General features: G+C 56.8%; 22 protein-coding genes and 1 pseudogene. 11 read left to right on the plus strand and 12 right to left on the minus strand.

Annotated features, from left to right (window positions below):
- Positions 1 to 13 precede the first annotated feature (13 nt).
- From N1037_22675 to N1037_22715, 9 genes are all read right to left on the minus strand, one after another.
- Entirely contained in the window at positions 14 to 637 is a 624-nt protein-coding gene (locus tag N1037_22675; protein ID UWS81944.1) for a hypothetical protein, read from the minus strand.
- A 42-nt stretch (positions 638 to 679) separates the two neighbouring features.
- On the minus strand, positions 680 to 2,179 hold the full coding sequence (locus N1037_22680; protein UWS81945.1) for a caspase family protein: 1,500 nt from the start codon (positions 2,177 to 2,179) through the stop codon (positions 680 to 682).
- 139 nt (positions 2,180 to 2,318) lie between these two features.
- Entirely contained in the window at positions 2,319 to 2,645 is a 327-nt protein-coding gene (locus N1037_22685) for a hypothetical protein (protein UWS81946.1), read from the minus strand.
- 2 nt (positions 2,646 to 2,647) lie between these two features.
- Positions 2,648 to 3,034, minus strand: coding sequence for a response regulator (locus N1037_22690; GenBank protein UWS81947.1), 387 nt, complete (start codon positions 3,032 to 3,034; stop codon positions 2,648 to 2,650).
- 28 nt (positions 3,035 to 3,062) lie between these two features.
- Positions 3,063 to 3,932: a protein-glutamate O-methyltransferase gene (locus tag N1037_22695; GenBank protein UWS81948.1), complete on the minus strand. Its 870-nt coding sequence runs from the start codon at positions 3,930 to 3,932 to the stop codon at positions 3,063 to 3,065.
- Complete coding sequence (locus N1037_22700) at positions 3,932 to 4,411, minus strand: chemotaxis protein CheW (protein ID UWS81949.1); 480 nt, start codon at positions 4,409 to 4,411, stop codon at positions 3,932 to 3,934. The genes N1037_22695 and N1037_22700 overlap by 1 nt, the downstream gene beginning before the upstream one ends.
- Positions 4,401 to 6,569 (minus strand): chemotaxis protein CheA, encoded by a 2,169-nt coding sequence (locus tag N1037_22705; GenBank protein ID UWS81950.1) that lies wholly within the window; start codon positions 6,567 to 6,569, stop codon positions 4,401 to 4,403. The genes N1037_22700 and N1037_22705 overlap by 11 nt, the downstream gene beginning before the upstream one ends.
- A 1-nt stretch (position 6,570) precedes the next feature.
- Positions 6,571 to 6,945: a response regulator gene (locus N1037_22710; protein UWS81951.1), complete on the minus strand. Its 375-nt coding sequence runs from the start codon at positions 6,943 to 6,945 to the stop codon at positions 6,571 to 6,573.
- Positions 6,942 to 7,229 carry an STAS domain-containing protein gene (locus N1037_22715; protein UWS81952.1) on the minus strand — a complete coding sequence of 96 codons (288 nt, stop codon included), beginning with the start codon at positions 7,227 to 7,229 and terminating at the stop codon, positions 6,942 to 6,944. Before N1037_22715 ends, N1037_22710 begins: the two co-directional genes overlap by 4 nt.
- Positions 7,230 to 7,311: 82 nt before the next feature.
- Here N1037_22715 and N1037_22720 point away from each other — a divergent pair, with 82 nt between their 5' ends.
- The 7 genes from N1037_22720 to modC all read left to right on the plus strand — a co-directional run bounded on the left by N1037_22720 (position 7,312) and on the right by modC (position 14,473).
- Positions 7,312 to 7,569 (plus strand): hypothetical protein, encoded by a 258-nt coding sequence (locus tag N1037_22720; protein UWS81953.1) that lies wholly within the window; start codon positions 7,312 to 7,314, stop codon positions 7,567 to 7,569.
- A gap of 107 nt (positions 7,570 to 7,676) precedes the next feature.
- The gene (locus tag N1037_22725; GenBank protein UWS81954.1) at positions 7,677 to 10,040 is read left to right on the plus strand and encodes a methyl-accepting chemotaxis protein; all 2,364 of its coding nucleotides are present in this window, start codon (positions 7,677 to 7,679) and stop codon (positions 10,038 to 10,040) included.
- 147 nt (positions 10,041 to 10,187) lie between these two features.
- A complete protein-coding gene (locus N1037_22730; protein ID UWS82031.1) occupies positions 10,188 to 11,129 on the plus strand; it encodes a CheB methylesterase domain-containing protein in 942 nt (313 codons plus the stop codon).
- A gap of 22 nt (positions 11,130 to 11,151) precedes the next feature.
- Entirely contained in the window at positions 11,152 to 11,709 is a 558-nt protein-coding gene (locus N1037_22735; protein ID UWS81955.1) for a chemotaxis protein CheD, read from the plus strand.
- A gap of 224 nt (positions 11,710 to 11,933) precedes the next feature.
- Positions 11,934 to 12,677, plus strand: coding sequence for a molybdate ABC transporter substrate-binding protein (gene modA / locus N1037_22740; GenBank protein ID UWS82032.1), 744 nt, complete (start codon positions 11,934 to 11,936; stop codon positions 12,675 to 12,677).
- A gap of 6 nt (positions 12,678 to 12,683) precedes the next feature.
- Entirely contained in the window at positions 12,684 to 13,376 is a 693-nt protein-coding gene (gene modB, locus N1037_22745; protein UWS81956.1) for a molybdate ABC transporter permease subunit, read from the plus strand.
- Positions 13,376 to 14,473 carry a molybdenum ABC transporter ATP-binding protein gene (modC, locus tag N1037_22750; protein UWS81957.1) on the plus strand — a complete coding sequence of 366 codons (1,098 nt, stop codon included), beginning with the start codon at positions 13,376 to 13,378 and terminating at the stop codon, positions 14,471 to 14,473. The genes modB and modC overlap by 1 nt, the downstream gene beginning before the upstream one ends.
- A 69-nt stretch (positions 14,474 to 14,542) precedes the next feature.
- Here the strand turns inward: modC and N1037_22755 are convergent, their stop codons facing one another.
- From N1037_22755 to N1037_22765, 3 genes are all read right to left on the minus strand, one after another.
- Complete coding sequence (locus N1037_22755) at positions 14,543 to 15,562, minus strand: transporter substrate-binding domain-containing protein (GenBank protein ID UWS81958.1); 1,020 nt, start codon at positions 15,560 to 15,562, stop codon at positions 14,543 to 14,545.
- A gap of 10 nt (positions 15,563 to 15,572) precedes the next feature.
- Entirely contained in the window at positions 15,573 to 16,655 is a 1,083-nt protein-coding gene (locus N1037_22760; protein UWS81959.1) for a transporter substrate-binding domain-containing protein, read from the minus strand.
- A gap of 158 nt (positions 16,656 to 16,813) precedes the next feature.
- Positions 16,814 to 17,683, minus strand: a complete 870-nt coding sequence (locus N1037_22765; GenBank protein ID UWS81960.1) for a hypothetical protein — start codon at positions 17,681 to 17,683, stop codon at positions 16,814 to 16,816.
- Positions 17,684 to 17,968: 285 nt separating this feature from the next.
- Here N1037_22765 and N1037_22770 point away from each other — a divergent pair.
- The 4 genes and pseudogenes from N1037_22770 (at position 17,969) to N1037_22785 (ending at position 23,464) form a co-directional block, all read left to right on the plus strand.
- Positions 17,969 to 18,189: pseudogene (locus N1037_22770) on the plus strand (Tn3 family transposase).
- A gap of 364 nt (positions 18,190 to 18,553) precedes the next feature.
- Positions 18,554 to 19,366: a hypothetical protein gene (locus tag N1037_22775; protein ID UWS81961.1), complete on the plus strand. Its 813-nt coding sequence runs from the start codon at positions 18,554 to 18,556 to the stop codon at positions 19,364 to 19,366.
- A gap of 283 nt (positions 19,367 to 19,649) precedes the next feature.
- Complete coding sequence (locus N1037_22780) at positions 19,650 to 21,278, plus strand: AMP-binding protein (protein UWS81962.1); 1,629 nt, start codon at positions 19,650 to 19,652, stop codon at positions 21,276 to 21,278.
- The gene (locus N1037_22785; protein UWS81963.1) at positions 21,278 to 23,464 is read left to right on the plus strand and encodes a hypothetical protein; all 2,187 of its coding nucleotides are present in this window, start codon (positions 21,278 to 21,280) and stop codon (positions 23,462 to 23,464) included. The genes N1037_22780 and N1037_22785 overlap by 1 nt, the downstream gene beginning before the upstream one ends.
- Positions 23,465 to 23,471 lie beyond the last annotated feature (7 nt).

Consider the following 23,471-nt stretch of genomic DNA (forward strand, 5'->3'; position numbering starts at 1 on the left):
AAGGCTCCAGGACTCAGGAGCGCAGCAGAACCTTGTTTGATCCCAAGGCATTGGCCACCTGCTGATACTGGCTGGCCCGGGCGGCAGACTGCGCAGAGGAGCGTAGCAGTTTGGTCTCAGCCTCTTCAAGGATTGCGATGGCCTGTCTGTGGGCGCTAGCGCGTCGGCTTGGGGTGACAGCCACCAAGGGGCGCGTAGAGCGCTGCCCGTCAGGGCTGGTGATGCGGGCGCGCGGCGCTGTGCGGTCACTATTTGCCCGGGCCAGTTGCCGCAGCTCTTCTGCGGTATCGCGCAAAATCTGTTTCATCTCTTGGTGACCGTGCAGATCTGAAGCATCCAATACGAGCGTCTCGATGCGCTCAGCCAGACAATCCACAACAAAGCCGCCAGAGTCAGTGCACAGGCTCTTCATCTGCGATATCCGTGTGGACAATTGGGGGACAGACGAGACTTGGGTTGCCGCAGTTCTGCCGGTTGAAGATGTTCCGCCGCCAGCTTCGCTGCTGCCGCCAGTGCCGCTGCTGCCGCCAGTGCCGCTGCTGGAACCTTCACCTGTACTTTGCGCTAATACCGGCCCCGCCATGAACAGCAGGACAACACCAACACAAGCAAACATCGTCTTTGATAGTCTAAACATAGTTCTAATTCCTTAAAATTGTTCGATTTTCAAATGATCGAACTAACCTTCAAGCCCATATGCCCGGCGAATACCCCGCTGAGTACCCGGACCAAAATCACCATCAATAGAGCCTTGGTAAAACTTATTTTCTTTCAGCCTGTCTTGCAGTGCCCTGCGGGTGTCCAAGGTGAACATATTCGGGCGTTTGCTCAACAAATCCAGAACATCAGCGCTGCCGGATCGCAGGGCGGCGTAAAGGAAATGTGCCGCATCCTCGGGGCCTTTGCCGGGGACCAGGCCGTCATCTATGAGGGCGGCAAAATTAAACTGGGCTTGCGGGTGCCGCAGTTCGGCAGCATGCTGAAAAAATTCATAGGCTTTTTGCGGGTTGGCCGGCAGACCCAGACCACCCTGATGATGCAAAAATCCCAGATCGTTGATTGCATCGGCAAAGTTCTGTGCAGCGGCGGCTTGGTATAGCGCCAGCGCCTTTTGCGGGTCGGCGTCGACACCAGTGCCCCGCTCATAAAGCTTGGCCAGTTCAAACTGGGCCTCTGGGGCGCCGGCATCCGCCGCGCGTTGCAAAAAATCAACGGCAGCGACGGGATCAAACCGACCCGCATTGGGGTTCAGCCGCATATAGGCAAGCCCCAGCATTGACCGGGTATCGCCCAGCTCTGCCAGAGCCAAAAGCTGCTCTTCCTGGTCCGGTTTTACCGCAGACCAGGCTTCAGATGTGCCCGCAGGCAGGGCCTCGGCGCCGTTCGGGTTTGCGGCGGCGAGATAGAAGGGCACTCCGGTCAACGAGCCATAGGTATGGGGTTCTTGCAGGTTGCCGGTTTTTTCCAGTACCAGATCCCGCACTTGCCGGAACATCAGGCTGATTTCCAGTCCGGGCTGTACCATTTTCTGCATCAAGGCTTGGGCATAGGGGCTATTTGTTCCGTTGCCATCCAGAGCGACCTGACCATCGCGGGCGGCAAAGGCCACCAGTGTTCCGCGATCAGGATCCACCGCGGCCATGCCGCCACCGCCGCCACGGGTCTCCTCTGAGGTGGTTTGTGTGGCTTCGGTTTGGCTTAGGGCGATCGAGTCACCCAAGGGATTATCCCGACAACTGTCAAGAATCACGACGCGCATCTTGCGGGCGCGATCCACTGCGGCCAGCAACTGCTTCAACGAGGCGGATTGGCGCTGAACATCGCGGTTGCTGGTAACATTGGCATCCACGGGGATGAGGAAATTTTCACCCTGTACTTCGATGCCATGTCCGGCAAAATAGATCAGCGCGAGGTCAGCCACCTCTGAGCGAAAAGCAAAATCATCCAACAGCCCAACCATATCCTGCGCCGTCGCATCGAGTGATAGAGTGACGTCAAAACCTATGTTTTCAAGGCTTTGTGCCATACCGTTGGCATCGTTATGGGTGTTCTCCAAGGGTGGCAAATATTGGTAATCGGCCATGCCAATGACCAAGGCAATTCTGTCCCGTCCCGCCGCGACGCTCTGGGGAAGCGTGAAACAGACTATTGCGATCAGGAGTTTGAAAAAGCGTGTCATACAATTACCAAGGAAACCAAACGGAACTATCGGTAATCTAACGCGCTGAGACTGCAAGGAAAGGAAAAAAGCCGTTCAAGCAAAATGCTCAAACGGCTTTTAGAGTCTGTATAGGGCCTTGATTGGGGTAGGTGACGCCTTAGTTGGCGACAAAGCTCCCGATTTCCCGCAGTCGGTCCCGCAGTTTTTGCAGCGTTACCGTTTCCGTGGCGGCCTGGATGTCAGCCTTGCCAGTATCCAGGATCTGTGTTTCCACCTTCTCAAAGAAACTGGCCATCCCCGCGAGGGTCTGCATTACCAAGTCAAAGTCCTGCAGAGATTGTGTCTCTTGCCGGGTTGGCTTGGTGCCACGGTCAAAGATATCATGGACCACATCTTCCAGGGTTTGCACCTTGGAGTACAGTTGCCGCATTTCGCGTGCTGAAATAGCGCTAAGGCCGGAAATAGTTTCGTGCTGCCCTTCCATGATTACAGCCGCCCGACGACCTGTTCGATCGCCTGCTTCATGGTGGCCACTGTAAACGGTTTGCGGATGATGTTGTTCAGCCCCAGTTTTTTACCGACTTCAATGATTTCCGGCGTTGGTTTGCCGGTGACAAGAATAAAGCCGAGCCGCTGCGTCACTTGATGGCCGCGGACCGCCTGGAGCAAGCCCAGACCATCCATGCCAGGCATGTTGTAGTCGGACAAAACCAGGTGAACCGGAGTTGTCGTCAGCTTTTGAAAAGCGGACTGCCCGTTGTTTTCCACCATATAATTCTTGATGCCGAGCTCGTCCAAACACTGGGTGATGATACCGCGGCTTGTGGACATGTCATCGACGACCATAACGCGTAGAGAGTCTTTTAGGCTCATGTGTTTTTCCTCGTGTTGCTCTTGCTGCTCATTTACTGAGCACTGCCTCCGGGGGAGTGTTGATATAAGTTGTGATCCCAGATGTCGTCAGTTTTTCCTCGGCTGGCCCGGACATGCGTTCGGAGTGGCCGATGAACAGGTAACCGCCAGGGGTCAAACTACGTTGAAAGGCTTGCCAGACCTTCTGCTGGGTAGGTGTGTCAAAGTAGATGGCCACGTTGCGGCAGAAAATCGCATCGAACTTACCCTTGAAAGGGAAGGGTTCGATCAAATTCAACACCCCAAAGGTGATCATCGACCTGAGGTGTGCGGGCATGCGCCCGTCCGCCTCCATTTTTGGGACCAAGCTGCGATACTCGGCCGGGATCTGCCCAAGCTCCTCTTGTGGGTATTTTGCCGTTTTGGCAAATTGCACCACCTGAGGGTCGATATCCGTGCCCAGGATCTTGAAATCATAACGCCCAATATCGGGGCACATGTTATGAATGATCATCGCCATGGTGAAGGGCTCAGGCCCTTTGGAACAGCCCGCCGACCAGATCCGAACGCGTCCGCCATTGCGTGCTCTTTCGATCAGGCCAGGCAGCACATCCTTGCGCAAAGTTTCAAAATGATGCGGCTCCCGGAAAAAATGCGTGACATTGGTGGTCAGGAGTGACAGCAGCTTGCTGCGTTCCTCAGTGCTATTTTTTCCATTCAGCCGTGCCAGGTAATCTTTGAAGTTCCCAGCATTCTGCTGCCGCAACTGTCGGGCAAGTCGGGCAGAAACCAAAGGTTTCTTGCTGCTCGACATTGCCAGCCCAAAATGCTTGTAGGCAAAATCAGCGATTGCCTCAAAGTCCTGATCCGTCAGGGTAAACCCATCTTGATTGGCTTCTATGGAGCCGGCCGCGATCATCAGAGCACCTGCTCGGGAACGGAGATCACTGCATCGAGATTGATGATCCGAACCATGGTGTCATCATGCGAGATGATACCTTGGATATATTCCATGGTGTTGCGGCTATCCACAGGCGGTGTTTCCTGGATCTCTTCCGGGTTGATCGAAATGATCTCGGACACGGATTCTGCCAGAAGACCAACGGGCTTGCCCGCAGAGGAGACCACGATCACAACATTGCGTTCGCTGGCTTCGGTTGTTTCCAGACCAAAGCGTGCCGACAGATCGTAGATCGGGATCACGGCACCACGCAGGTTCATCACGCCCAACACGTCCGAAGGCGCATGCGGCAGGATGGTGACTGGGGACCAGCGCCGGATTTCTCGGATCTGGGTGATTTTCAGGCAGAAGGCCTGCCCGGCGACGGTGAAGCTGACAAACTCGCTAAACTGAGCGTGCTTAACTTCTTGGTCGTTACTTTTTACTTCAGCTTGCATTGCTCATTCTCCGCTCGGTATCAAAGGCTCCCACCGCAGGCGAGGCTGCCAGGATGCTTTCTGGGTCAAGGATCATCGCGATCTTGCCGTCCCCCAGGATGGTTGCGGCTGCGACGCCCGCGATTTCTCCGCAGACACCATCCAGACTTTTGATGACGACCTGGCGTTGGTCGTGGATGTCATCCACAGCCAGGGCGCTGCGTTGTCCGGTTTCGGTTTCTACCAGAAGGTAAACGCCGGGGGGTTGGTCATTGTCTTCTTTGCGTAGGCCAAGGGCACCAGCGACGTCACAGATCGGAACAAAGCTGCCGCGGATTGATAGCAAGGTGCCATCCGAGCCCAGGTTGTTGATCATGTCGTCATTGCCACGCATGGTTTCGACAATCGAGGTGATTGGAACCACCATTGTCTGATCCGCGACAGACACAACCATACCATCCATAACCGCAAGGGTCAGGGGCAGTATGATGGTAAAGGTTGATCCCTTACCTGGATTGGACGTGATATTGATCCGCCCACCAAGCCCGGTGACTGCATTTTTGACCACATCCATGCCGACCCCACGACCAGACAGGTTGGACACCTCCTTGGCAGTGGAAAAGCCAGGGGCGAACAGCAGGTTGTCGATCTCAGCATCCGACAGTTCGGCGTTCTCGGGGATCAGACCCTTTTCGATGGCGATCTGCTTAACACGGGGGCGATTGACCCCTGCGCCGTCATCTTTGACTTCGATACAGACCGATCCAGACCGGTGCGATGCCGTGAGGCGGATTTCACCAATCCGGTTCTTGTTGGCGCCTTCGCGGTCCTCTGGCTTTTCGATGCCGTGATCAACCGCATTTCGCAGAATATGCGTCAAAGGATCGGCCAAGCGTTCGATCACTGTCTTGTCGACTTCGGTATTTTCACCTTCAGTCACCAACTTACAGGTTTTGCCTGTGGCGCTGGAGGCTTCGCGAACAATCCGAGCCATCCGTTGGAACAGCGGTTTGACAGGCTGTGCACGAATGGACATCACGCCTTCCTGGATATCACGGGCCAGGTTCTTAAAGCCCTCCAGTTCGGTTTCGACGTCCCGTACATCGGCCACATCGAGATTGGCAATTTGCTGTGCCAGCATCGAGTGGTTGATGATCAGTTCCCCAACAGCGTTGATAAGCCGGTCCACCCGCTCGAGATCCACGCGCAGTGTCGGATTAGGCCCACGCTGCTCAGACTTCGAATTCTCGGCTTTGGGGGCCGCAGGCTTGGCTCCGGACACGTCCGGTGTAGCCTCCGGTTTGGTCGCGGGGACCGGCTGTTCAAAAGGGGCTGCGGGGGTCTCTTCAACCATAGCTGTTTGCTCCACTACAGGCGTTGGGTCTGCTGGGGCACCGCCAAAAGCGGCCTCCAGTGCAGCAAGAGCTGCTGCATCAGCGTCAGCGTCCCCGGCACCCTCGATTGACAGTTCACAGAGGCCTTCGACAAATTCAAAGACGGCTTCCACTGTGGATCGTGCTTCGGTGGTGACAAGCGTCAGATTCCAGCTCAGATAGCTTTCTTCTGGGTCAATGCTGTCAAATCCGGGCAGCTCCATAACATCCAACTCGATGTTTAGCTCACCCATCTCTTTGAGAGCTTGGAACAGGAAAATCGGCTCATTGCCGGTGCTGTACATATCCTTGAGAGGACGGAAGTGGATCTGATAGGTCTCTTCGGTCGCAACCTGCGGAATGTCGATGGCGCCAATGTCCATCGGACCACCTAGCCCCATGGGCTCAAACGTCAGGTCTTCTTCCTCTTCAGGGATGTATTTATCCAGCGCTTCGATCAGCATGTTGTGATGCGCTTCGTCGGTCTCGCCGCCATCGCGGGCAACGGCAACCAGATTATACAGGTGATCGCAGGATCGCAGCAACAGCTGGATCAGCGGCTCATCAAGCTCCATCCGGTTGGCCCGGACTTCATCAAAAACAGTCTCAAATCTGTGGGCAAAAGCCACCAACTCGTCCAAGCCAAATGCGCCCGCGCCACCCTTAATCGAGTGAACTGCGCGGAATACGGCATTGACTACCTCTGGATCATGATTGCCTCCTTCGATGGCACTCAGACCCTCATCCGTTGCTTCAAGGAGTTCTTCGCACTCCTCAAAGAAGGTATCTTGAATGGATCCTGACATTTTATGCCGCAGCCCCGGTAACACGCTTCAGCGCGAAAATCAGGGAGGCGTCATCAAATGGTTTGGTGATCCAGCCAGTTGCACCTGCATTGCGGGCACGTGCCTTCATTTCCGGAGCACTTTCCGTGGTGAGTACCAGGATCGGAACTTTGGAATTAATATCGGTGCCGCGCAGTTCTTCGATCACACCAAAACCGTCAAGGTTGGGCATGTTGATATCGGTGATGACGACGTCAGGAGCGACATCATCATACATGTCGACGCCTTCCCGGCCGTCCACTGCACTTACGTACTCAAAACCAGCCTCTTCTAGGGTGGCTGCAAGCAGATTCCGGATGGTGCGGGAATCATCGATTGCCAATACTTTGGTTTTCATGCTGTTACCTCGTCTTCAAATCGGTTGGGCTCAAGACCCAAGAGCGTCAGGGACTTGCGGCAGGAATCGTTAATATGGGTTACCGCGAACCCCAGTTCTTCGGAGCGCCATTGTTGTTCGGCACTAAGCAACAGTTGCAGACAGCGCGACGGCATTGCCGCAACATTGCTACAGTCAATTTCCACTGCTGCGGAGCGCGCCCCGCCCAGAAATGCCGTGAGCGGACTCAATTCAGCAAATGCATTTGGCAATTCCAAAAGGTGTTTCTGCGTTTCTGTGGTCATCTTCCGCGATTCTCACCCCCATTGTCGGTGACATGTTTGTATTCGATAGCTTCATAGTTAGGCCTTTGAGCTTAACAATTGATTGCTGCAGACCGATAGAAAAGCGGTTTTATACCGCTGGAAACCTGGGAAAATTGCGTATTTTCCTAAAGTTTTTAGATTCCCTGGCGCGGTGGGTGTTAAAATAAAGATCAGCCCTGAAAGCACTATGACCGCAGCACTGCGGGGGGACTCCGTATATATAGGCGCTCTCTTCGGGGGCCCGCTGGAACAGCCGTTTTTTATTGAAGAGCCGCTCTCTGCAAAAAGAATTAATAGGAAAACGGTATTTGATTTCTAAAATTAGAGCGACTGAGCGGATCCGTAAGCGGCAAATTAAGAACTTTTCTGCAATCTAGGGCACGTCACCACGCGGTTTGCCGCGAACAATGCCGCAGGAGAAAGAAAATGCAGAGTTTAAAGTCTCTGAAAATTGCCCACAAACTTCCGCTGTTTGTCGTAGGATTTGGGGTGCTGCTGACCGCACTTTTCGTAACAGTAAGTACGATCAACTTTCAGAAAAGCGCGTTCCATCAAGCGGAACACCAGTTCGAATCTCTGATTGCCGGTCGTAAAACCGCTTTTCAGTCGCTCCTGAGGGGCGTCAATGCAGATTTGATGACACTGGCAAGCATGCCCTCGACAGCCACTGCGATCCAGCGGCTGTCTGCAGCCTGGAGCAACCTCGGCGCTGATGCGGCCGATATCGCGCGCAAGACCTATATCACCGAGAATCCTTTCCCTGCAGGTGAGCGGCATAATCTGGATCGGGGTAAGCAAACGATTCCCTACAACATCCATCACTCCAAGTTTCACCCGTCATTTCGGACACTGCTCACGGCAAAAGGCTATTATGATGCCTTCCTGGTCAGCATGCCTGGCGATGTGATCTACTCAGTTTTCAAAGAAGACGACTATGGCACCAACCTGATGAACGGTGCCTATAAGGATAGTGATCTGGGTGTTTTGTTCCGCAAAGCCTTGGAGGCTGAGGCTGGCGAGGTCATCTTTTCCGATATCGCCCGCTTCGCAGCAAGTGGCAACGTACCTGCTGCTTTTGCTGCCACCAAGATTGTCGTGCCTTCGGGCCAAACAGTGGGCGTCCTTATTCTGCAGATTCCTGTAGGCATGATCAACGTGATCATGAACGATGATCAGGGCATCCAAGAGTCCGTGGACATCTTTTTGGCAGGTCCTGACCTTACCGCGCGATCGCATTCACGGTTTGAAGACGGTCATTCAACCCTGGACCAGCTGCCCGCCAGTGACTACCTGACACAGGCCCTCGCAGGTAACAGCCGCTTTACCACCGAGGCAACCGGATTGCGGGGACAGCCCGTCGCCGCCTACGCCGAAGCGATCCCATTGAAAAGTGGGACCTGGGTTATTGCCATCGAACAGGACCGCGCAGAGCTGATGGCGCCAGTGATCCGGGATCGAAACATCCTTCTCATGGTTTCGCTTGCCGGAGCTGCTGTGATGTCCTTCCTTGGTTGGCTGTTCGCCGGGACGATTACCCGTCCTTTGGACAGGATCTGCCAAAGCATGGATGCGGTCTCTTCCGGCAACCTGGATACCGATGTGCCCGAGGCCGAGCGCGGCGACGAGATCGGCAAGATCGGCAAAACACTGGTGTCGATGCAGGAAGACTTGCAACAGGCCAGGATCGCCGAAGAGCAACGGGCTGCGCTGCAGCAGGAACAACAGGTTGTTGTTGAGAACCTGAGCGCCGGGCTTGTGCGACTATCAGAAGGCGATTTCTCCGTATCGATTGATCAAGCCTTCTCGGGCGAGCATGAAAAATTGCGCCTGAACTACAATCAGACAATCGAAACCCTCAGCGGAACCGTGTCGCAGGTGATTAACGCCTCCAGTTCCATTCGAAATGGAGCGACCGAAATCAGCCGTGCCTCGGATGATCTGTCCAACCGGACCGAAAGCCAGGCCGCAACTCTGGAAGAAACAGCCGCTGCTTTGGATGAGCTGACCGCAAGCGTAAAATCCGCCGCAGATGGCGCACGTAGCGTTGAGGCAACCATGGGCGACGCCAAGCTAGAGGCCGAAAACACTGGTGAGGTTGTGCAAAGCGCGGTTTCAGCGATGACCGAAATCGAAGAAAGCTCAAACCAAATTGGCCAGATCATTTCGGTGATTGACGATATCGCGTTCCAGACCAACCTGCTTGCCCTTAACGCCGGGGTAGAAGCAGCCCGTGCCGGCGAAGCTGGCAAAGGCTTTGCGGTTGTGGCCTCGGAGGTCCGGGCGCTGGCGCAGCGATCTTCTGATGCGGCGATGGAGATCAAGACCTTGATCAGTGACAGTTCCAAACAGGTTGAGCGCGGCGTTGATCTGGTGGGCAAAGCAGGCGAGGCGCTGAATAATATCGTCGAGCGTGTCAGCCATATCTCGCAGCTGGTTTCTGGTATTGCCGAGGGTGCAGTGGAACAGTCCACTGGCCTCAACGAAATCAACACCGGCGTGACGCAACTGGATCAGGTGACACAACAGAATGCAGCCATGGTCGAACAAGCGACTGCGGCGGGCCATCTGCTGAGCTCAGATTCAACACAACTGGCGCAGCTGGTGTCCGGGTTTAGCATCAAGGGCGGCGCAACCGTCACCCCAATGCAGGCAGCCCCGTCAGCAGAGGCTCCACTCCCCTCAGCCCATGGAGACGAGGACTGGAATCTGGATGAGGTGATGCCTGCATCATCCAGCCTGACAGCACAGGCTGATGGAAACGCCGCAAAGGATCTGTGGCAAGATTTTTAAGTAACCATTCTCGGGGCTTCAATTGCCCCGAGACGACCGTAACTTCGGTTTTTTTACCGATCAGCCTGACTGGGTGACACATTGCCGTCTCAGAACTTATTGATCATTACAACTGACCGGGCCTTTGCCCGCTCGATCCAAAGCCACATGGAAGCCACCTATCCAGGGATGAAGGTGCTCTTGGCCAACAACCTGATGATGGCCTACAATCAGGCCGAGGCAGCACAGCCAGTTTTTGCCTTCGTTGAAGATGGCTTTACCAAACTGCCTGAATTCGAAATGATGCTGGCGCTCTTTTCGGCGCTGGATACCCGTTGGGTCGCGGTTATGGACAGTGCCGGTGCAACACCAGCGCGCACATCCTCTCCCTTGCTGAACGTGGGTGCCGGGATTTTTGAACTGACAAAAACGGATACTCCGCAACAGTTCTCCCAGTATTTTGACATGATGGTCAAGGCGCCAAGGCGAGACCAAAGCGGCGCCGGCAAGCGCAGCGGTGGGGCAAATGCCGCCGCGACAGACTTCAAAAAGATCATTCTGATCGGCTCTTCCACAGGCGGGGTCGAGGCCTTGCGGAGCGTTCTGGTTGGCTTTCCCGCTCTATGTCCGCCAACCTTGATTGTGCAGCATACGGGCAAGAACTTTGGCCAGGGATTGGTTTCCCTTCTGGACCGCATTTGCGCCGCCAAGGTGGTTCCTGCAGAGGACAACATGAAGCTGGAGCCTGGCCATGTCTATATCGCCGCAGGCCAACGCCGCCATATGGGTATGACTCAGCGTAAACCAATGCGGGCTCGCCTCAAAGAAGGTCCACCAATTTCGGGTCATATCCCTTCTGTTGACGCCTTGTTCACCTCTGCCGTGCCATATGGGAAGGAGGTGGTTGCAACCATCTTGACCGGCATGGGCCAGGACGGGGCCAAGGGACTTTTGGCCCTGCGCAACGCAGGGGCAACCACATTTGCTCAGGATGAGAAATCCTCAGTCGTCTATGGAATGCCGCGTGTCGCCTGGGAAACCGGTGCCGCAGAGAAACAAGTTTCCCTAGCCCGGATGGCTGGGACCCTTTTACAGGCTGCGAAAGCCTGAGTTAGTTAATAAGGAGTGTACTGTGACAACAGTTTTTGCGAATACTACCTCGGTCACGGTGCTTCAGGGCGAGTACCGGGTCTCTACAGATCCCAAAGTAATGTTCTCTACGGTTCTTGGTTCCTGTATTGCGGCCTGCATATATGATGCAGAAAATGGTGTCGGGGGAATGAACCACTTCCTGCTGGCCAATGCCAATGGTGGTGACGTCAGCGCCCGCTACGGCATCCACGCAATGGAGCTACTGATCAACGGCATCATGAAGAAGGGGGCCCAACGCAGAAACCTGAAAGCCAAGGTTTTTGGCGGGGCAAAAATGTCGGCGAACCTGTCTGATATTGGCGCCTCGAATGCGAGTTTTGTACAGAAGTTTCTCTATGACGAAGGCATTCCGGTCATCTCCTCCAGTGTTGGCGGCACCTCTGCCCGGCGTGTGCGCTTTCATGCGGTTTCCGGCAGTGCCCAACAAACCCGCGTCGAGAATGACAGACGTTTGGGGGAACAGGAACTGGCCGCTGCCCGTCCGGCACCAAAGCCGGCTCCGGCCGCAGCCGATCCAGGTGGTCTCATCCTGTTTTGATGACGCAGCAAGAATTTGAAAAAGCCAACCCCGTGACTGATCGGGGTTGGCTTTTGCCTGCGTGACGCCCTGTTTCGCCGCCCCGAGCGCTGGGTAGCCCACCTCAGCCGGTGCATATTTGACTTGCCCAGTCGCGGTCCCAGAGCTACCCAAAAGGAACGTAGTTGTCACAGGCCGGGGGAGGCTCTGATATCACATCCCGCATCCGATGTTTTCTGTCAGCGCTGATCTGTGCAGGCACTGTGGGGTTTGCCACCGCTGCAGCTGCGGCGGACGTCACCGTTTTTGCAGCAGCGAGCCTGAAAAACGCATTGGATGAAATCTCCACCACATTCGAAGCAGAAACCGGTCACAGCGTGTCGCTGTCCTTGGCCGGATCATCACTGTTGGCGCGTCAGATCGCGCTTGGAGCGCCGGCCGATATCTATCTGCCTGCCAACGCCGCGTGGATGGATTATCTCGAGAGCGAGAACCGCCTGGTTTCCGGCAGTCGCCGGGATCTTCTCAGCAATAGGCTTGTCCTGGTTGCAGCCACAGAAAGCACAGCTGCCCTTGCCGGCTTTGACGATCCCGCGCTTTTTGACCACCTAGGCCAAGGCAAACTGGCCATGGCCATGGTCGAGTCAGTGCCCGCAGGGATCTACGGGAAATCTGCCCTGCAATCGCTGGGGCTGTGGCAGGATCTGGCACCGCATATTGCCCAGACCGACAATGTCCGCGCGGCGCTGGCGCTGGTTGCCGCTGGCGCAGCCCCGCTGGGCGTGGTTTATGCCAGCGACGCCCAGGCAGAACCGCGGGTCAGGGTGCTGGCTGAGTTCCCCGCCCGGTCCCATGCGCCAATCCGCTATCCGCTGGCGCTGGTTCAGGGGGCAGGTGGCCCCGCTGTGGAGGCTCTTTTTCACTACCTTCAAGGCGCCAGGGCACGAGAAGCCTTTTTGTCTGCCGGCTTTGATGTGATTGCGGAGTAGCGGCGCATGAGCTGGCTTGGACCCGAAGAATGGCAGGCCGTGGCGCTGTCTCTGAAAGTGTCAATCTGGGCCAGCCTGCTGACCCTGCCCTTTGGCATCTTTACCGCCTATGCGCTGGCCCGTTGGCAGTTTCCCGGCAAGCAATTGGTCAACGGGCTGGTACATTTACCGCTGATCCTGCCGCCGGTCGTCACCGGCTATCTATTGCTGCTCACCTTTGGGCCTCAGGCCGGAATGGGCAGCTTTCTGCAACAGTTTGGCATTTCTTTTGCCTTTCGCTGGACCGGAGCCGCCCTGGCGGCAGCGATCATGGGGTTTCCCCTGATGGTGCGGGCCATTCGCCTGTCCATTGAAGCGGTGGATCCGAAACTGGAACAGGCCGCCGCAACGCTTGGGGCCAATCCATTGTGGGTCTTTGTTACTGTCACCCTGCCGCTGATCCTGCCAGGGGTCATCGCCGGCGCCATACTCGCCTTTGCCAAGGCAATGGGGGAGTTTGGCGCAACGATTACCTTTGTCTCCAATATTCCGGGGCAGACCCAGACACTTCCCTCGGCGATCTACGCCTTTTTGCAGGTCCCCGGCGGCGAAAGCGCAGCGCTGCGGCTGGTGGTGATCTCAGTGGGTGTTGCCATGGCTGCCTTGATCCTCTCGGAGGTTTTGGCCCGCCGCGCCGCCCGCCGGTTGGGAGGCCTGTGATGCTGAAGGTCTCGCTGTGTCAGCCTCTTGGAGGCTTTACCCTTGATCTGTCTTTTGAGGCCCCGGCTGGCGTGACCGTTTTGTTTGGCGGCTCAGGCGCGGGAAAAACCACGGTGATCAACGCGGTGGCTGGGTTGATACGCCCCAAAACCGGGCGGGTGGCGCTAAATGGCAGGCTGCTGTTTGATCTGGAGCACGGGGTCTGGCTGCCGCCACACCGCCGCCGTTTGGGGTATATCTTCCAAGAGGCGCGCCTGTTCCCACATCTGACTGTGCGCCAAAATCTGCTGTTTGGTCGCTGGTTTGCCCCCCGTGGCGCCGCCCGGGAAGATTTTGACCGGATCGTCGCCATGCTGGGTATTAGCGCCTTGTTGCAGCGCCATCCGGTCGCGCTGTCAGGCGGTGAAAAGCAAAGGGTCGCCATTGGTCGCGCCCTGTTGTCCAGCCCCGACCTGATCCTGGCAGATGAGCCACTTGCCGCACTGGACGAGGCCCGCAAAGAAGAGATCCTGCCCTATTTTGAGCGACTGCGGGATGAGGTGAAGATACCCATGCTCTATGTCAGCCACTCTGCCGCAGAGGTGGCACGGCTGGCCACATCCGTGGTGGTTCTAAAAGACGGACAGGTGCAGCGTCAGGGCAGCGCGGCTGAGGTTCTGGGCGATGACCGGGTCATGCCCACCGGGGTGCGTGCCGCTGGCGCCCTGCTGGAGGCGAGAATGCTGCGCCACCACCCGGATGGGCTCAGCGAGCTGGATGCCGGCGGGTTGTCCTTGTTCTTGCCGCAGGTGCAACAGGCGCCCGGCAGCCTGTTGCGAGTACGTATCCTCGCGCAGGACGTGATCCTGTCCCGGCAGCGGCCCGAAGGGCTGTCAGCGTTGAATATCCTGCCCGCCGAGGTGGAACAGATCCGCAGCGGCAGCGGTCCTGGCGCCATGGTCTCGCTCAACACCGATGCCGGACGGCTGCTGGCCCGGATCACCCGGCGCTCGGCACAGGCACTTGAACTCTCCCCCGGTGCGGCCTGTTACGCTGTAATCAAATCGGTGGCTATTGCCCGCAGCGATGTGGGTGGCGCCGCAGCGGCGGACCGCTAAGCGGCAAAAAGGCCGGACCTACAGTTCGGCCTTTTGTCAATGTCTTCGCAGATCAACGCCTAAGGCGCGTTACTGCAGCTGCGCCCAGAACAGCTCCAGATGGCGGGCAACGATTTCTTCAAACCGACCTTCCTTCTTGAGCGCCTTGAGGCCCGCATTGATCCGATAGAGATGTGAGGTGCCGCGCCAGTGACGTTTTGAGATCACCACATGCAGCCCCTCTTCCGACAGCGGCCGCTCCACCGGCAAGATATTGTCGCGCAGCCCTTCCTGGATCAGGGTATTGGCGCCGAGGAACAGGTTGACCGTGGCCGCATCAACCCGGCCCTCGTTGACCAGATGAAAGCAGGCTGCAGGGGTGTCAGCCTGAACCAAAATGATCTTTTCCTCCGTCAGCCACCGGCGGCCGGGACGATCCAGATCATGGGTGAAATAGCCTTTGGGGCGACACAGGGTCTTGCCTTCCAGATCGCTGTCCTCTTCATAGGTGAACCCGGCATCGGCACGGGCAAAGAGCATGATCGGAATGGTGATCAGCGGATCTGAGAAGTGAAAATTCACACAGCGTTCGTCCTGCGGCGTGGTTTCGCAATCCGGTTTAAACCAGGGAAACCCCATATCAAACTCTTTGTCGTTGAGCTTTGGGAACAGATGGGTGGACCAGTCGTTCTCCCAGGTGATCGAATAGGAGACCGGTGAGGGCGTCAGCTCCATGGCGGCGTTGACAAGTTCCGTGATCAAGCCCTGTCCCGGCAGGTTCTGGTCGGTGAAGGGGGCAAACCCGCCCCCGGTCAGCAGCTTCATTTCGGCATCATCGCGGCGCAACGGCGTAGCATCAGGGGCCGAGACGCCTTTGGCGCAGGGAATGTGCAGGGTCTTGCCCGGTTCCGCGACCGGGCCTGTCAGGCGGCTTTGGTTGCCATAGTAGATCAGGGTCCAGCGACCTCGGTCGCCATAATGGTGCTCCGCGATAGAGAACAGGGTATCACCGGGTTGCACCCGGTAATCCACATCACAAATAGCCCAGGCCGTCGCCGGACTGACTATGCCAAGTAAAATTACGAGATAGCGTGATAGCTTTTTCAGCATGATACCCCTCCTAGAACTCAGCCCAGATGCGGGAAAGGTGATCTTCGATGATCCGCTGATAGGTGCCGTCCTCGCGCACTGTCTGCAGACCCTTGCTGACCAAAGCCATCAGGTCTTTGGCGCGGGGGTGGCTTTTGTGCACAACCGCATGAATACCCAAAACTGACAGCGGTTGCGGCAGGACGTTGAACTGATCGGCCAAGTCGTGCTCTTTCATCACGCTGCGGCCGGTGAATTCATTGATCGCCACCGCGTCGGCCTCGCCTTTGGCCACCATGTCGAAGCAGTCCTTGACGGTATGGGGGGATTTCAGGGTAATCTTGTTGTCCGCAAGCCAGCGGCGACCCGACCCATCGAGATCGAAGGTCAAATACCCATTGGGACGACACAGGGTTTTGCCCAGAATGTCAGCGTCGTCCTCAAAGGTGAAGGGACGGGTCTTGTCGACAAACAGCAGCATCAGGGTTTCAAACATCGAGTCCGAGAACAGGAAGTTCACACAGCGATAGCTGTCGGGCATGGTATCACAATCCGGCCGATACCAGGGAAAGCCCACATCCAGCAGGGCATTGGAGAGCAGCGGATCAAAATGCGACCCCCAGTCGTTTACCCAGTGGATGGCAAAACCTTCCTGCGGCGCCGCCGAGGTCATCACCGCAGTCATCACATCGGTGATCAGCCCGCCATTATGCGAGGCCTTGGAGGTGAAGGGGGCATAGTCATCGCCGGTGAGCAGGTTTATTTTCTGCCGGACCGAGGCATTTCCGGGCGTTACCTTGACAGGCCTCGCCGCAACCGGCGCCGCGCTGGCGGCCTTGGTTCCGCCCTCTAGCCCCGTCGGCAAGCCGTTGATACAGGGCATCCGCAGCTTCATCCCTACGCGAATTGCATTTGGCTTCGGGCCAATGGCGTCAATATTCTGCGAATGGATGGTGCTCCAGGTGCCAACATCCTTGTAGAGGCGGTCTGCAATCAGGGACAGGCTGTCACCGGATTTGACCCTATAATAGCCACCACAGGTTTCGGCAGCGACGGCTTGTGCGGAAAAAAGGCCAACAACGGCAAGCGTTGCTGCCAGGAGCTTGTTCTTCATCTGGTTCCCCCCCGGGATGCTATGAATCCGATCACCACAGTCTGCGCTGTGTTTTGTCTGCGATCGTTCGAAACGTGAGAAATCTTGTTTGGGCAGCGAGCAGGCGACCCCCAGGGCCTATCGCTCTTGCAGCGCAGCCCCCATGAGTGGTGTAGCGGCTACTGGCCGCCGAACAGCGTCAGCAAGGCAGTGGTATTTACTTCACCCGCGCTTGTCAGCAGCAGCGCAGGCACCTGCACCCGTTGCGTGCGATGGGCCTCGTTGACCATCTGATCAATATACTGTCGCGATTGCCCTTGCTGCAGCGCGGTCAGGACCATGGCATATAAACCATTGGTCTGCTCCAGCCCCAAAGGCGCCTGCGCTGTCGCTGGCGCGGCGGGCGCTATTGGCGCCTTCACCTGGCCACTGCGCAGGGCGGCGAGTGTTCCAGCGGTGATCTGAGCGACAATATCGGCGCTGTCGCCACCGGCTAAAGTGCCACCCAGTGCCCCGCTTGCGGCGGGCAAAGTGCTGGCACCGGCTGTTGCAACACCCCGGCTGCCCCCCTGAGATGCAGCCAGGGGCTGATCTTGAACCGCGTCGTCAGACCCTGAAAACTGCAAGAAGGTGAGCACTATGGCCGCAACGCCCAATACAGCTGCTGCAGCAATGAGCTTGATCATTTGCATGGAAAGCCCCGGTGGCAACAAAAGAGTGGAATCTATGGGAGAAGAGGCCGCGGAAGCTTCTGCAAGCTCTGCGCTCCAGGAGGCCGACTGGGGTGCCGCCGCTGAGTGTCCCTCTTGAACAGAACTGCCCTGATCTGCGGTCACGGGTTCAAACGGACCTGTGTCAGGGGCGACAAAGTCAGAGCTGCTAGCCCCAAGGTTGGCGGCATCTGAGGGATGCGGATCAACAACCTGCAAGGCCGGTGTTGGAACAACCCGAATATGCCCCTTGGTGACAACCGCGTTTAGCTTAACCGGTTTTGGCGCAGGCACAGCCGGGGCGGTGTCATCTGCGGAAATTTCTAACGACTGTAGCACTGATCCTGTCACCCTTTAACACGGCAGACCTGCAAGTCTTGGGTTGGGAATGCCAAGAGGTTCACCAGAAGTTAACTATTTATTAACCAATTGCAGAATCTGCGTCAACATAGCGTGTACCGAGGATATCCCGGCATTCTCCATGCCTCGCAAAACCAGCGTAAGAAACACGCCTTACCCTAACATTTAAAAGGAAAATACAGGGGCCGGGTTGCGCGCCGGCGCGCTGCGCATGCTCAAATGCCACAGGTCAATAGTATATTGAAAACTTCACAACTCTTGCTCACACACATCTCCGATCAGTTTGGGCGCTTCGCCACCCAGAACATTCCCGCCACCGTGAGTGAGGCACCTTACATCCTCGACAGGCTTTTGATGAAGCAAACCGGCCGCAAGATCAAAGAGCAGCTTGCCGATACCGGCGGCTTTACCGACCATGTCTTTGCCATCACATCCCTGCTGGCCTTCCGGTCATTCCACACATACGGGACTTGCCCTCAAAACGGCATACCAAACAGGACCTTCAGAGGCAGGCATGGACTACGGCCTCAGGCCGATTTATTCAACAAAGCGGATATCGCATGCTCACCTGATACAGGAGCACAATGGACAAGTTGACCTGCACAGGCCACAGCTACAGCGGATACCGGGTAAAACTTGGGGCAAGGGTCACCATTCTAATTCAAGGGCTTCGAGATGATCTCACTCGATAGAAAAATCAAACTACTGCAGAATTTCCTGCTCAAATGGGATGGCGAAATTGTCGATACCGATGAGCGGCTGATCCGCCTCCTCAACAAAGACGGGACGCGGCCGCCCCTGATCTGGTGCTTTAACGCCGAACAGGAACCCGCCGCACTGGCGAAGGCCTTGGGGCCGGATCAGCCGCTGATCGCCTTGCGTTCCCTCAATATCGTTTCGGACTTCAAAAAGAAGGCGATCGCGGAAGATACGGAAATAGCACAGCACTATGTAAAGGGGCTGCTGAAACACTTTGACCTGTCCAGGTGCTGGGTTGGTGGAAACTGCCAAGGCGCTACAGTCGCAGCGGAAATTGCCGGTTTGCTGTTGACCAAGGGAAAGGATGTCGCGGCCTATTTCTGCCTGGAATGGACGCCCTTCATGCCCCTGCCAACCCGCTGTGTGCTTTTGTTTGGCGAAACAAGCGAAGAATACAACCCGTTCCTGCGCGGCGAAGACCCCTGGCCGCAATGGCGCAGCATGTTTGCAAGCGCACGCTGCGAAATCATTCCCGGCGGTCACGGGACGTATTTCAGCGAAAATTCAGTCGACAACCTCGCTTCAATTCTAACCGAAGAAATGTCGACAGCCCCAAAACCGCCTGCTTCCAGCCAAGAAACGGGTCTGATTTGGTCAAAGGACCCGAGCGATGTGGTCCATGTAAACCAGAGGATAGATATCGAGGTCACTTCCCCTGAAAAATTGAGTGCAGAGACCACAATCTATGCCGTCTGGATTCCGCTTATGCCAGGCGGTGTGCAAAAAACCGGCGTGTATGAACTGCAGAAAGAGCAAGGGGGATGTTCGGTTTCGCTACCCGCTCCGGAAGAGCCTGGGAACTGGACGTTGCAGCTGTTTCTGTGCCGAACAGAGCAAGGGCCGCAAAGCTGGCAAAGCGATCTATTGCAGGTCTGGCCGACGGAGCTTGTCTCTGACCTCTGAACTCTGGGCGGTGTCGTTGGCCCAACGGGCGCGCTCAGCAGGCTCCCGCACAGACAGGCGCAAATTTTGGGCTGGGACCTAGCGCCTCTGGGCCTGCCTGCTGTGCAACCTAACCAATTAACTTTACACCGTTAATATCCGCAATAAGGGCAGCCTTCCGGTTGGAAAAGCGCCTAATCCTGTTGTGACGATTCAAAACTTTTGCTACATGTGCCCCATTATCACAGGCACTTTGGGGACAGCAGATTTGAGCCACAATTCTCTCGCGGGACCCATTTCGGACATGTTGGAAACGAAATGGACCGACACTGTTTTTAGCGTCGTATCCAGATCAAAACCTGCAATCTCATTATCCGGGCAAACTCTATATGAACGCGCGCACCTCCTCGGTGCCCGTTGGCGCGATGTTTTGGGGCCGGGTCAGCATTCTCTTGTGATGATATTGCCTGCCGGAGAATCCTATCTTGTGGCGCTTTTGGCTGGGCTGCTGACAGAGGGATTTTCACAAGCATCCATCGCGCCGCCCAGGTCCGGCAGTCGCACGGGCCATCTGATGCATGTGCTGGAGGACAGCGACGCTTCTGCAGTGATCTGCGATCTGGCCAGCTGCGACAGAATTCTGGCTATACTCGCGGCCGAAGGGCGTCACGACATTCCTGTATTGTGCGTTGATGACCCGCACGACCCTGTTCCCCCTTCACATTTACCCCGGCGCGATCCCATGCGCGCCCGCCCGTTGATTGTTCAGTATACATCAGGCTCGACTCGGGCCCCAAAAGGTGTCGCGATCAGCGCTGACAATATCTTGTCTAATTGTGGCGATGTGATGCGGTCTTGGGGCATGAATGCAGAAGCCCGAGTTGTGAACTGGCTGCCCCACTACCACGACATGGGGTTGATGGGTGGCATCCTGTATCCGTTGCTCAGCGGTGCATATTCAGTTCAGATGAGCCCCTTTGAAATGGTCCGCAATCCGGCCTTTTGGCTACGCACGATCAGCGAGCAGCGGGCCACCTTCAGCGGCGGGCCTGCCTTTGCCTTTTCCGACTGCCTGAAGCGGGTCAAGGACGAAGATATCGACGGCATCGATCTGTCCAGCTGGGATCGGGCGTATTGCGGCGCGGAACCTGTGCCGACCGGGTTGTTCGATGCGTTTTATGATCGTTTTGCGTCTTATAGCTTTCGCCGTTCGTCGATATTTGCCTGTTACGGCATGGCGGAATACACGCTGTTTGCCGCGGGCGCCCCAGAAGCCGCACCGCTGCCCGGGAGCGAAACTGATCGCACCCACCCCTGTGTGCTGCCGGATGAGATTGCAGACAGGCTGAGGGTCGTCGATCCAGACCAGATGCTTCCCATGCCCGAAGGCGAGCGGGGCGAAATCTGGCTCGCCGGTCCTTCCGTGAGTGCAGGCTATCTCGGGCTGGAGGCCGAAACGCAGGGCAACTTTGTGACCAGGGACCTAGGTACGGGGCCGCGACGTTGGCTGCGCACCGGGGATTTAGGGGTTGTGCAAGACAAGCACCTGTTCATCAACGGGCGCATCAAGGATCTGATCATTGCCAACGGCCGTAAGATCGCCGCTGCGGAATTGGAATGGTTGGCAGCACAGTCCCATGCGGCGCTGAACCCCTATGCGGCAGCGGCATTTCAACGCGATATCGAAGACACCGGAAAAGCCGTTCTTTTGATCGAATGCAAGACCAGCAAGGACATGCCCTCCGCCACCGAGATCGGCGAGATCAGTCGCGCCATAAAACGGGCTGTTCGCGGAGAGTGGGGGATTGACCTGGAAGCGGTTGAAATCCTTCACCGCGGAACCCTGGAACGGACCACAAGCGGAAAAATCCGGCGGCGCGTCATTGCCACCGGGTATCGCTCTGGCTCCCTCCAAATGGAAGCGGAATTCTGATGGCACTCGCTGATTTTCAGGCCTTGGCTAACCCGGAAAAGTTTTTGACCGACCCAACGGTCGCCACCAATCTGCTGCGAAATTCCGATGACTTTGCAATCGCGGCAATGGGCGATTATCTGGATATTCTGGAAACCCGGACAGGTGAGGATTTTGGCGCGCTGCGGCGGATGCTCGAAAATTCGCTGATGTTTCAGGAGCAGCAGCCCCACCTGGTGATGCGCCGCCTGTTCGCGCCCTTCTTTTCCAACAAAGCCATCGACCAATGGCAGGGCTGCGCTGATGATGCCGTTGCCGCTGCGCTCGACACCCTGGCGCAGGCCAGCGATCCCGATCTGATCCGTGACTTCGTACGACCGGCTTTGATGTCGTTCATGACCAGTTTCATCGGCTGCGCGCAGGATACGACTGGGCAATTGTATGACAGCATACGCAGTGCAAACAGTGTTGTTTCACATCCGCTGTTGTCGCTGTCAGAGCTGCGCAAGATCAATGCGTCCTGCATTCATATCCTAGATAGGATTGAAGAGGACGATCCGGCGGGCGACCAGCACCCGCTGTCGTTCAAAAGCTATCTGAGGGAAAATTCTGGCCCCGGTAGCTGCATCGAAACCCAACATGCGCAGGCGGCCTTTGTTCTGGTCAGTGGGATCACGATGGCTCAATCCCTCGGGCTCACGCTTTATGGCTTGCTGCGCCGCCCCAAGGAGACCTGGAAACAGGTGGCTTTGCCGGGCTGGATTGATGACAATCTATCTGAGCTGTTTTTGACCTATCCGTCTGCTCTGACCATGGTGCGCGTGCCCACCCGCGACACAGAGATCGCCGGATGCCCGTTTCACAAAGGCGTTCCCGCAGTGGTCGACGTTGCCAGATGCAATAGCGCGCTGCGCGACACTCGCGCGCCCAATGCGCGACTGGGGGGTCTGTCGTTTGGAGCAGGGGCCCACAAATGCCCCGGCGAAGCCCTGTCCCGGATGTTTTTCAAATCGGCCCTGCCTGCGCTTGCACAGCGGTTCCCGGATCTGTGCCTGCATGTGGATCGCGCACAGTTTCAGGTATCGCCGATGGTACAAGCGCTGCTGGCCTTGCCCTGCGAACGGGACGGCCAATCGACCTCGGTATCTGCGCGCATGGTGGACATCAAATCATTGGAGGCAGCCCGCAGTGTGATCAATTGCGATGCCGATTTTATGCCCCCGGCTATGGAAACACACCTGAAGGCGCTCAGCGAACGCGCCGGTCTTGACCTCGATCCCGCGATCACCATTGCGCGCAATGCAATGTTTTTCATGTCTGGTGAACGCCATGCAGTTTTGCGCCGCGTCGTGGCCGGGCATCTGGGGAACAACCGGTTGGACAGATGGCAACCCCGGATCGATGCTGCGATCGACGCCGGGCTGGCGCAACTGGCGCAGGCGCAATCACCTGATCTGATCCGCGACTTTGCAGACCCGGTTTTTCACGGATCGACGCAGGACATGCTGGGCATTGTGACCCAGGACGGCGCCCGCTTCAACAAACTCGCCCCCGTGTTGCAGGATGTGCTGGAACCCTGGCTGCATCTACGTGAATTACGTCGACTTCAGGGCGTGTTTACCGAGCTTCTGGATACGATGGATCTCCCCGAGAGCGCGCCACAGGCCTCTCTGCTGCAGGTCATGGCCGATCAGGACATGCCGGATTTTACGCTACGCGACAAAAAGGCACTGGTCCTGGTGCTGTTCGGCGCCAGTTTCAACCTTGCCCATACGCTGGGAAATATGGCGCATTGGCTGCTGACCCAGCCCAAGGATGTGCACTCCAACATCGCCGATCCGGTCTGGATTGACAGGAATTTCGAACAGCTTTTATCGACCTGCGCCTCGCCCAAATACATTTACAGGATGGCCCGCGAGGCGGCCACGGTGGACGGCGTGCCCCTGGCCAAGAATGACACCCTGCGCCTGCAACTGCTTTCGATCAACCGCGGTACTGCCGTCGGGAACCTAGCCTTCGGGCATGGGTTGCATCGCTGCGTGGGGGCCGCATTGTCGCGGCGCGTGCTGAAATCCGCACTGCCGCGCCTGTTCCAGCGGTTCCCCGACATCACCCTTCTGCCTCAACAACAGCGCTACTATTCCATGTCACAGACCGTGGCCATGTCCGCGCTGCCCTGCCGCTTATCGCGCGCGTCAGCAATCTAGGAAAACA

Origin of the sequence: Phaeobacter sp. G2, from assembly GCA_025163595.1 — a bacterium.
In the GTDB taxonomy this organism is placed as follows: Bacteria; Pseudomonadota; Alphaproteobacteria; order Rhodobacterales; family Rhodobacteraceae; genus Pseudophaeobacter.

What these genes read in the sequence shown, in the direction of transcription:
- N1037_22785 (UWS81963.1), top strand. Translation starts at nt 21,278, where the DNA reads ATGGCACTCGCTGATTTTCAGGCCTTGGCTAACCCGGAAAAGTTTTTG.
- N1037_22675 (UWS81944.1), bottom strand. Translation starts at nt 637, where the DNA reads ATGTTTAGACTATCAAAGACGATGTTTGCTTGTGTTGGTGTTGTCCTG.
- N1037_22730 (UWS82031.1), top strand. Translation starts at nt 10,188, where the DNA reads ATGGAAGCCACCTATCCAGGGATGAAGGTGCTCTTGGCCAACAACCTG.
- N1037_22755 (UWS81958.1), bottom strand. Translation starts at nt 15,562, where the DNA reads ATGCTGAAAAAGCTATCACGCTATCTCGTAATTTTACTTGGCATAGTC.
- N1037_22685 (UWS81946.1), bottom strand. Translation starts at nt 2,645, where the DNA reads ATGGAAGGGCAGCACGAAACTATTTCCGGCCTTAGCGCTATTTCAGCA.
- N1037_22725 (UWS81954.1), top strand. Translation starts at nt 7,677, where the DNA reads ATGCAGAGTTTAAAGTCTCTGAAAATTGCCCACAAACTTCCGCTGTTT.
- N1037_22695 (UWS81948.1), bottom strand. Translation starts at nt 3,932, where the DNA reads ATGATCGCGGCCGGCTCCATAGAAGCCAATCAAGATGGGTTTACCCTG.
- modB (UWS81956.1), top strand. Translation starts at nt 12,684, where the DNA reads ATGAGCTGGCTTGGACCCGAAGAATGGCAGGCCGTGGCGCTGTCTCTG.
- N1037_22760 (UWS81959.1), bottom strand. Translation starts at nt 16,655, where the DNA reads ATGAAGAACAAGCTCCTGGCAGCAACGCTTGCCGTTGTTGGCCTTTTT.
- N1037_22715 (UWS81952.1), bottom strand. Translation starts at nt 7,229, where the DNA reads ATGACCACAGAAACGCAGAAACACCTTTTGGAATTGCCAAATGCATTT.
- N1037_22680 (UWS81945.1), bottom strand. Translation starts at nt 2,179, where the DNA reads ATGACACGCTTTTTCAAACTCCTGATCGCAATAGTCTGTTTCACGCTT.
- N1037_22700 (UWS81949.1), bottom strand. Translation starts at nt 4,411, where the DNA reads ATGCAAGCTGAAGTAAAAAGTAACGACCAAGAAGTTAAGCACGCTCAG.
- modC (UWS81957.1), top strand. Translation starts at nt 13,376, where the DNA reads ATGCTGAAGGTCTCGCTGTGTCAGCCTCTTGGAGGCTTTACCCTTGAT.
- N1037_22780 (UWS81962.1), top strand. Translation starts at nt 19,650, where the DNA reads ATGTTGGAAACGAAATGGACCGACACTGTTTTTAGCGTCGTATCCAGA.
- N1037_22710 (UWS81951.1), bottom strand. Translation starts at nt 6,945, where the DNA reads ATGAAAACCAAAGTATTGGCAATCGATGATTCCCGCACCATCCGGAAT.
- N1037_22705 (UWS81950.1), bottom strand. Translation starts at nt 6,569, where the DNA reads ATGTCAGGATCCATTCAAGATACCTTCTTTGAGGAGTGCGAAGAACTC.
- N1037_22690 (UWS81947.1), bottom strand. Translation starts at nt 3,034, where the DNA reads ATGAGCCTAAAAGACTCTCTACGCGTTATGGTCGTCGATGACATGTCC.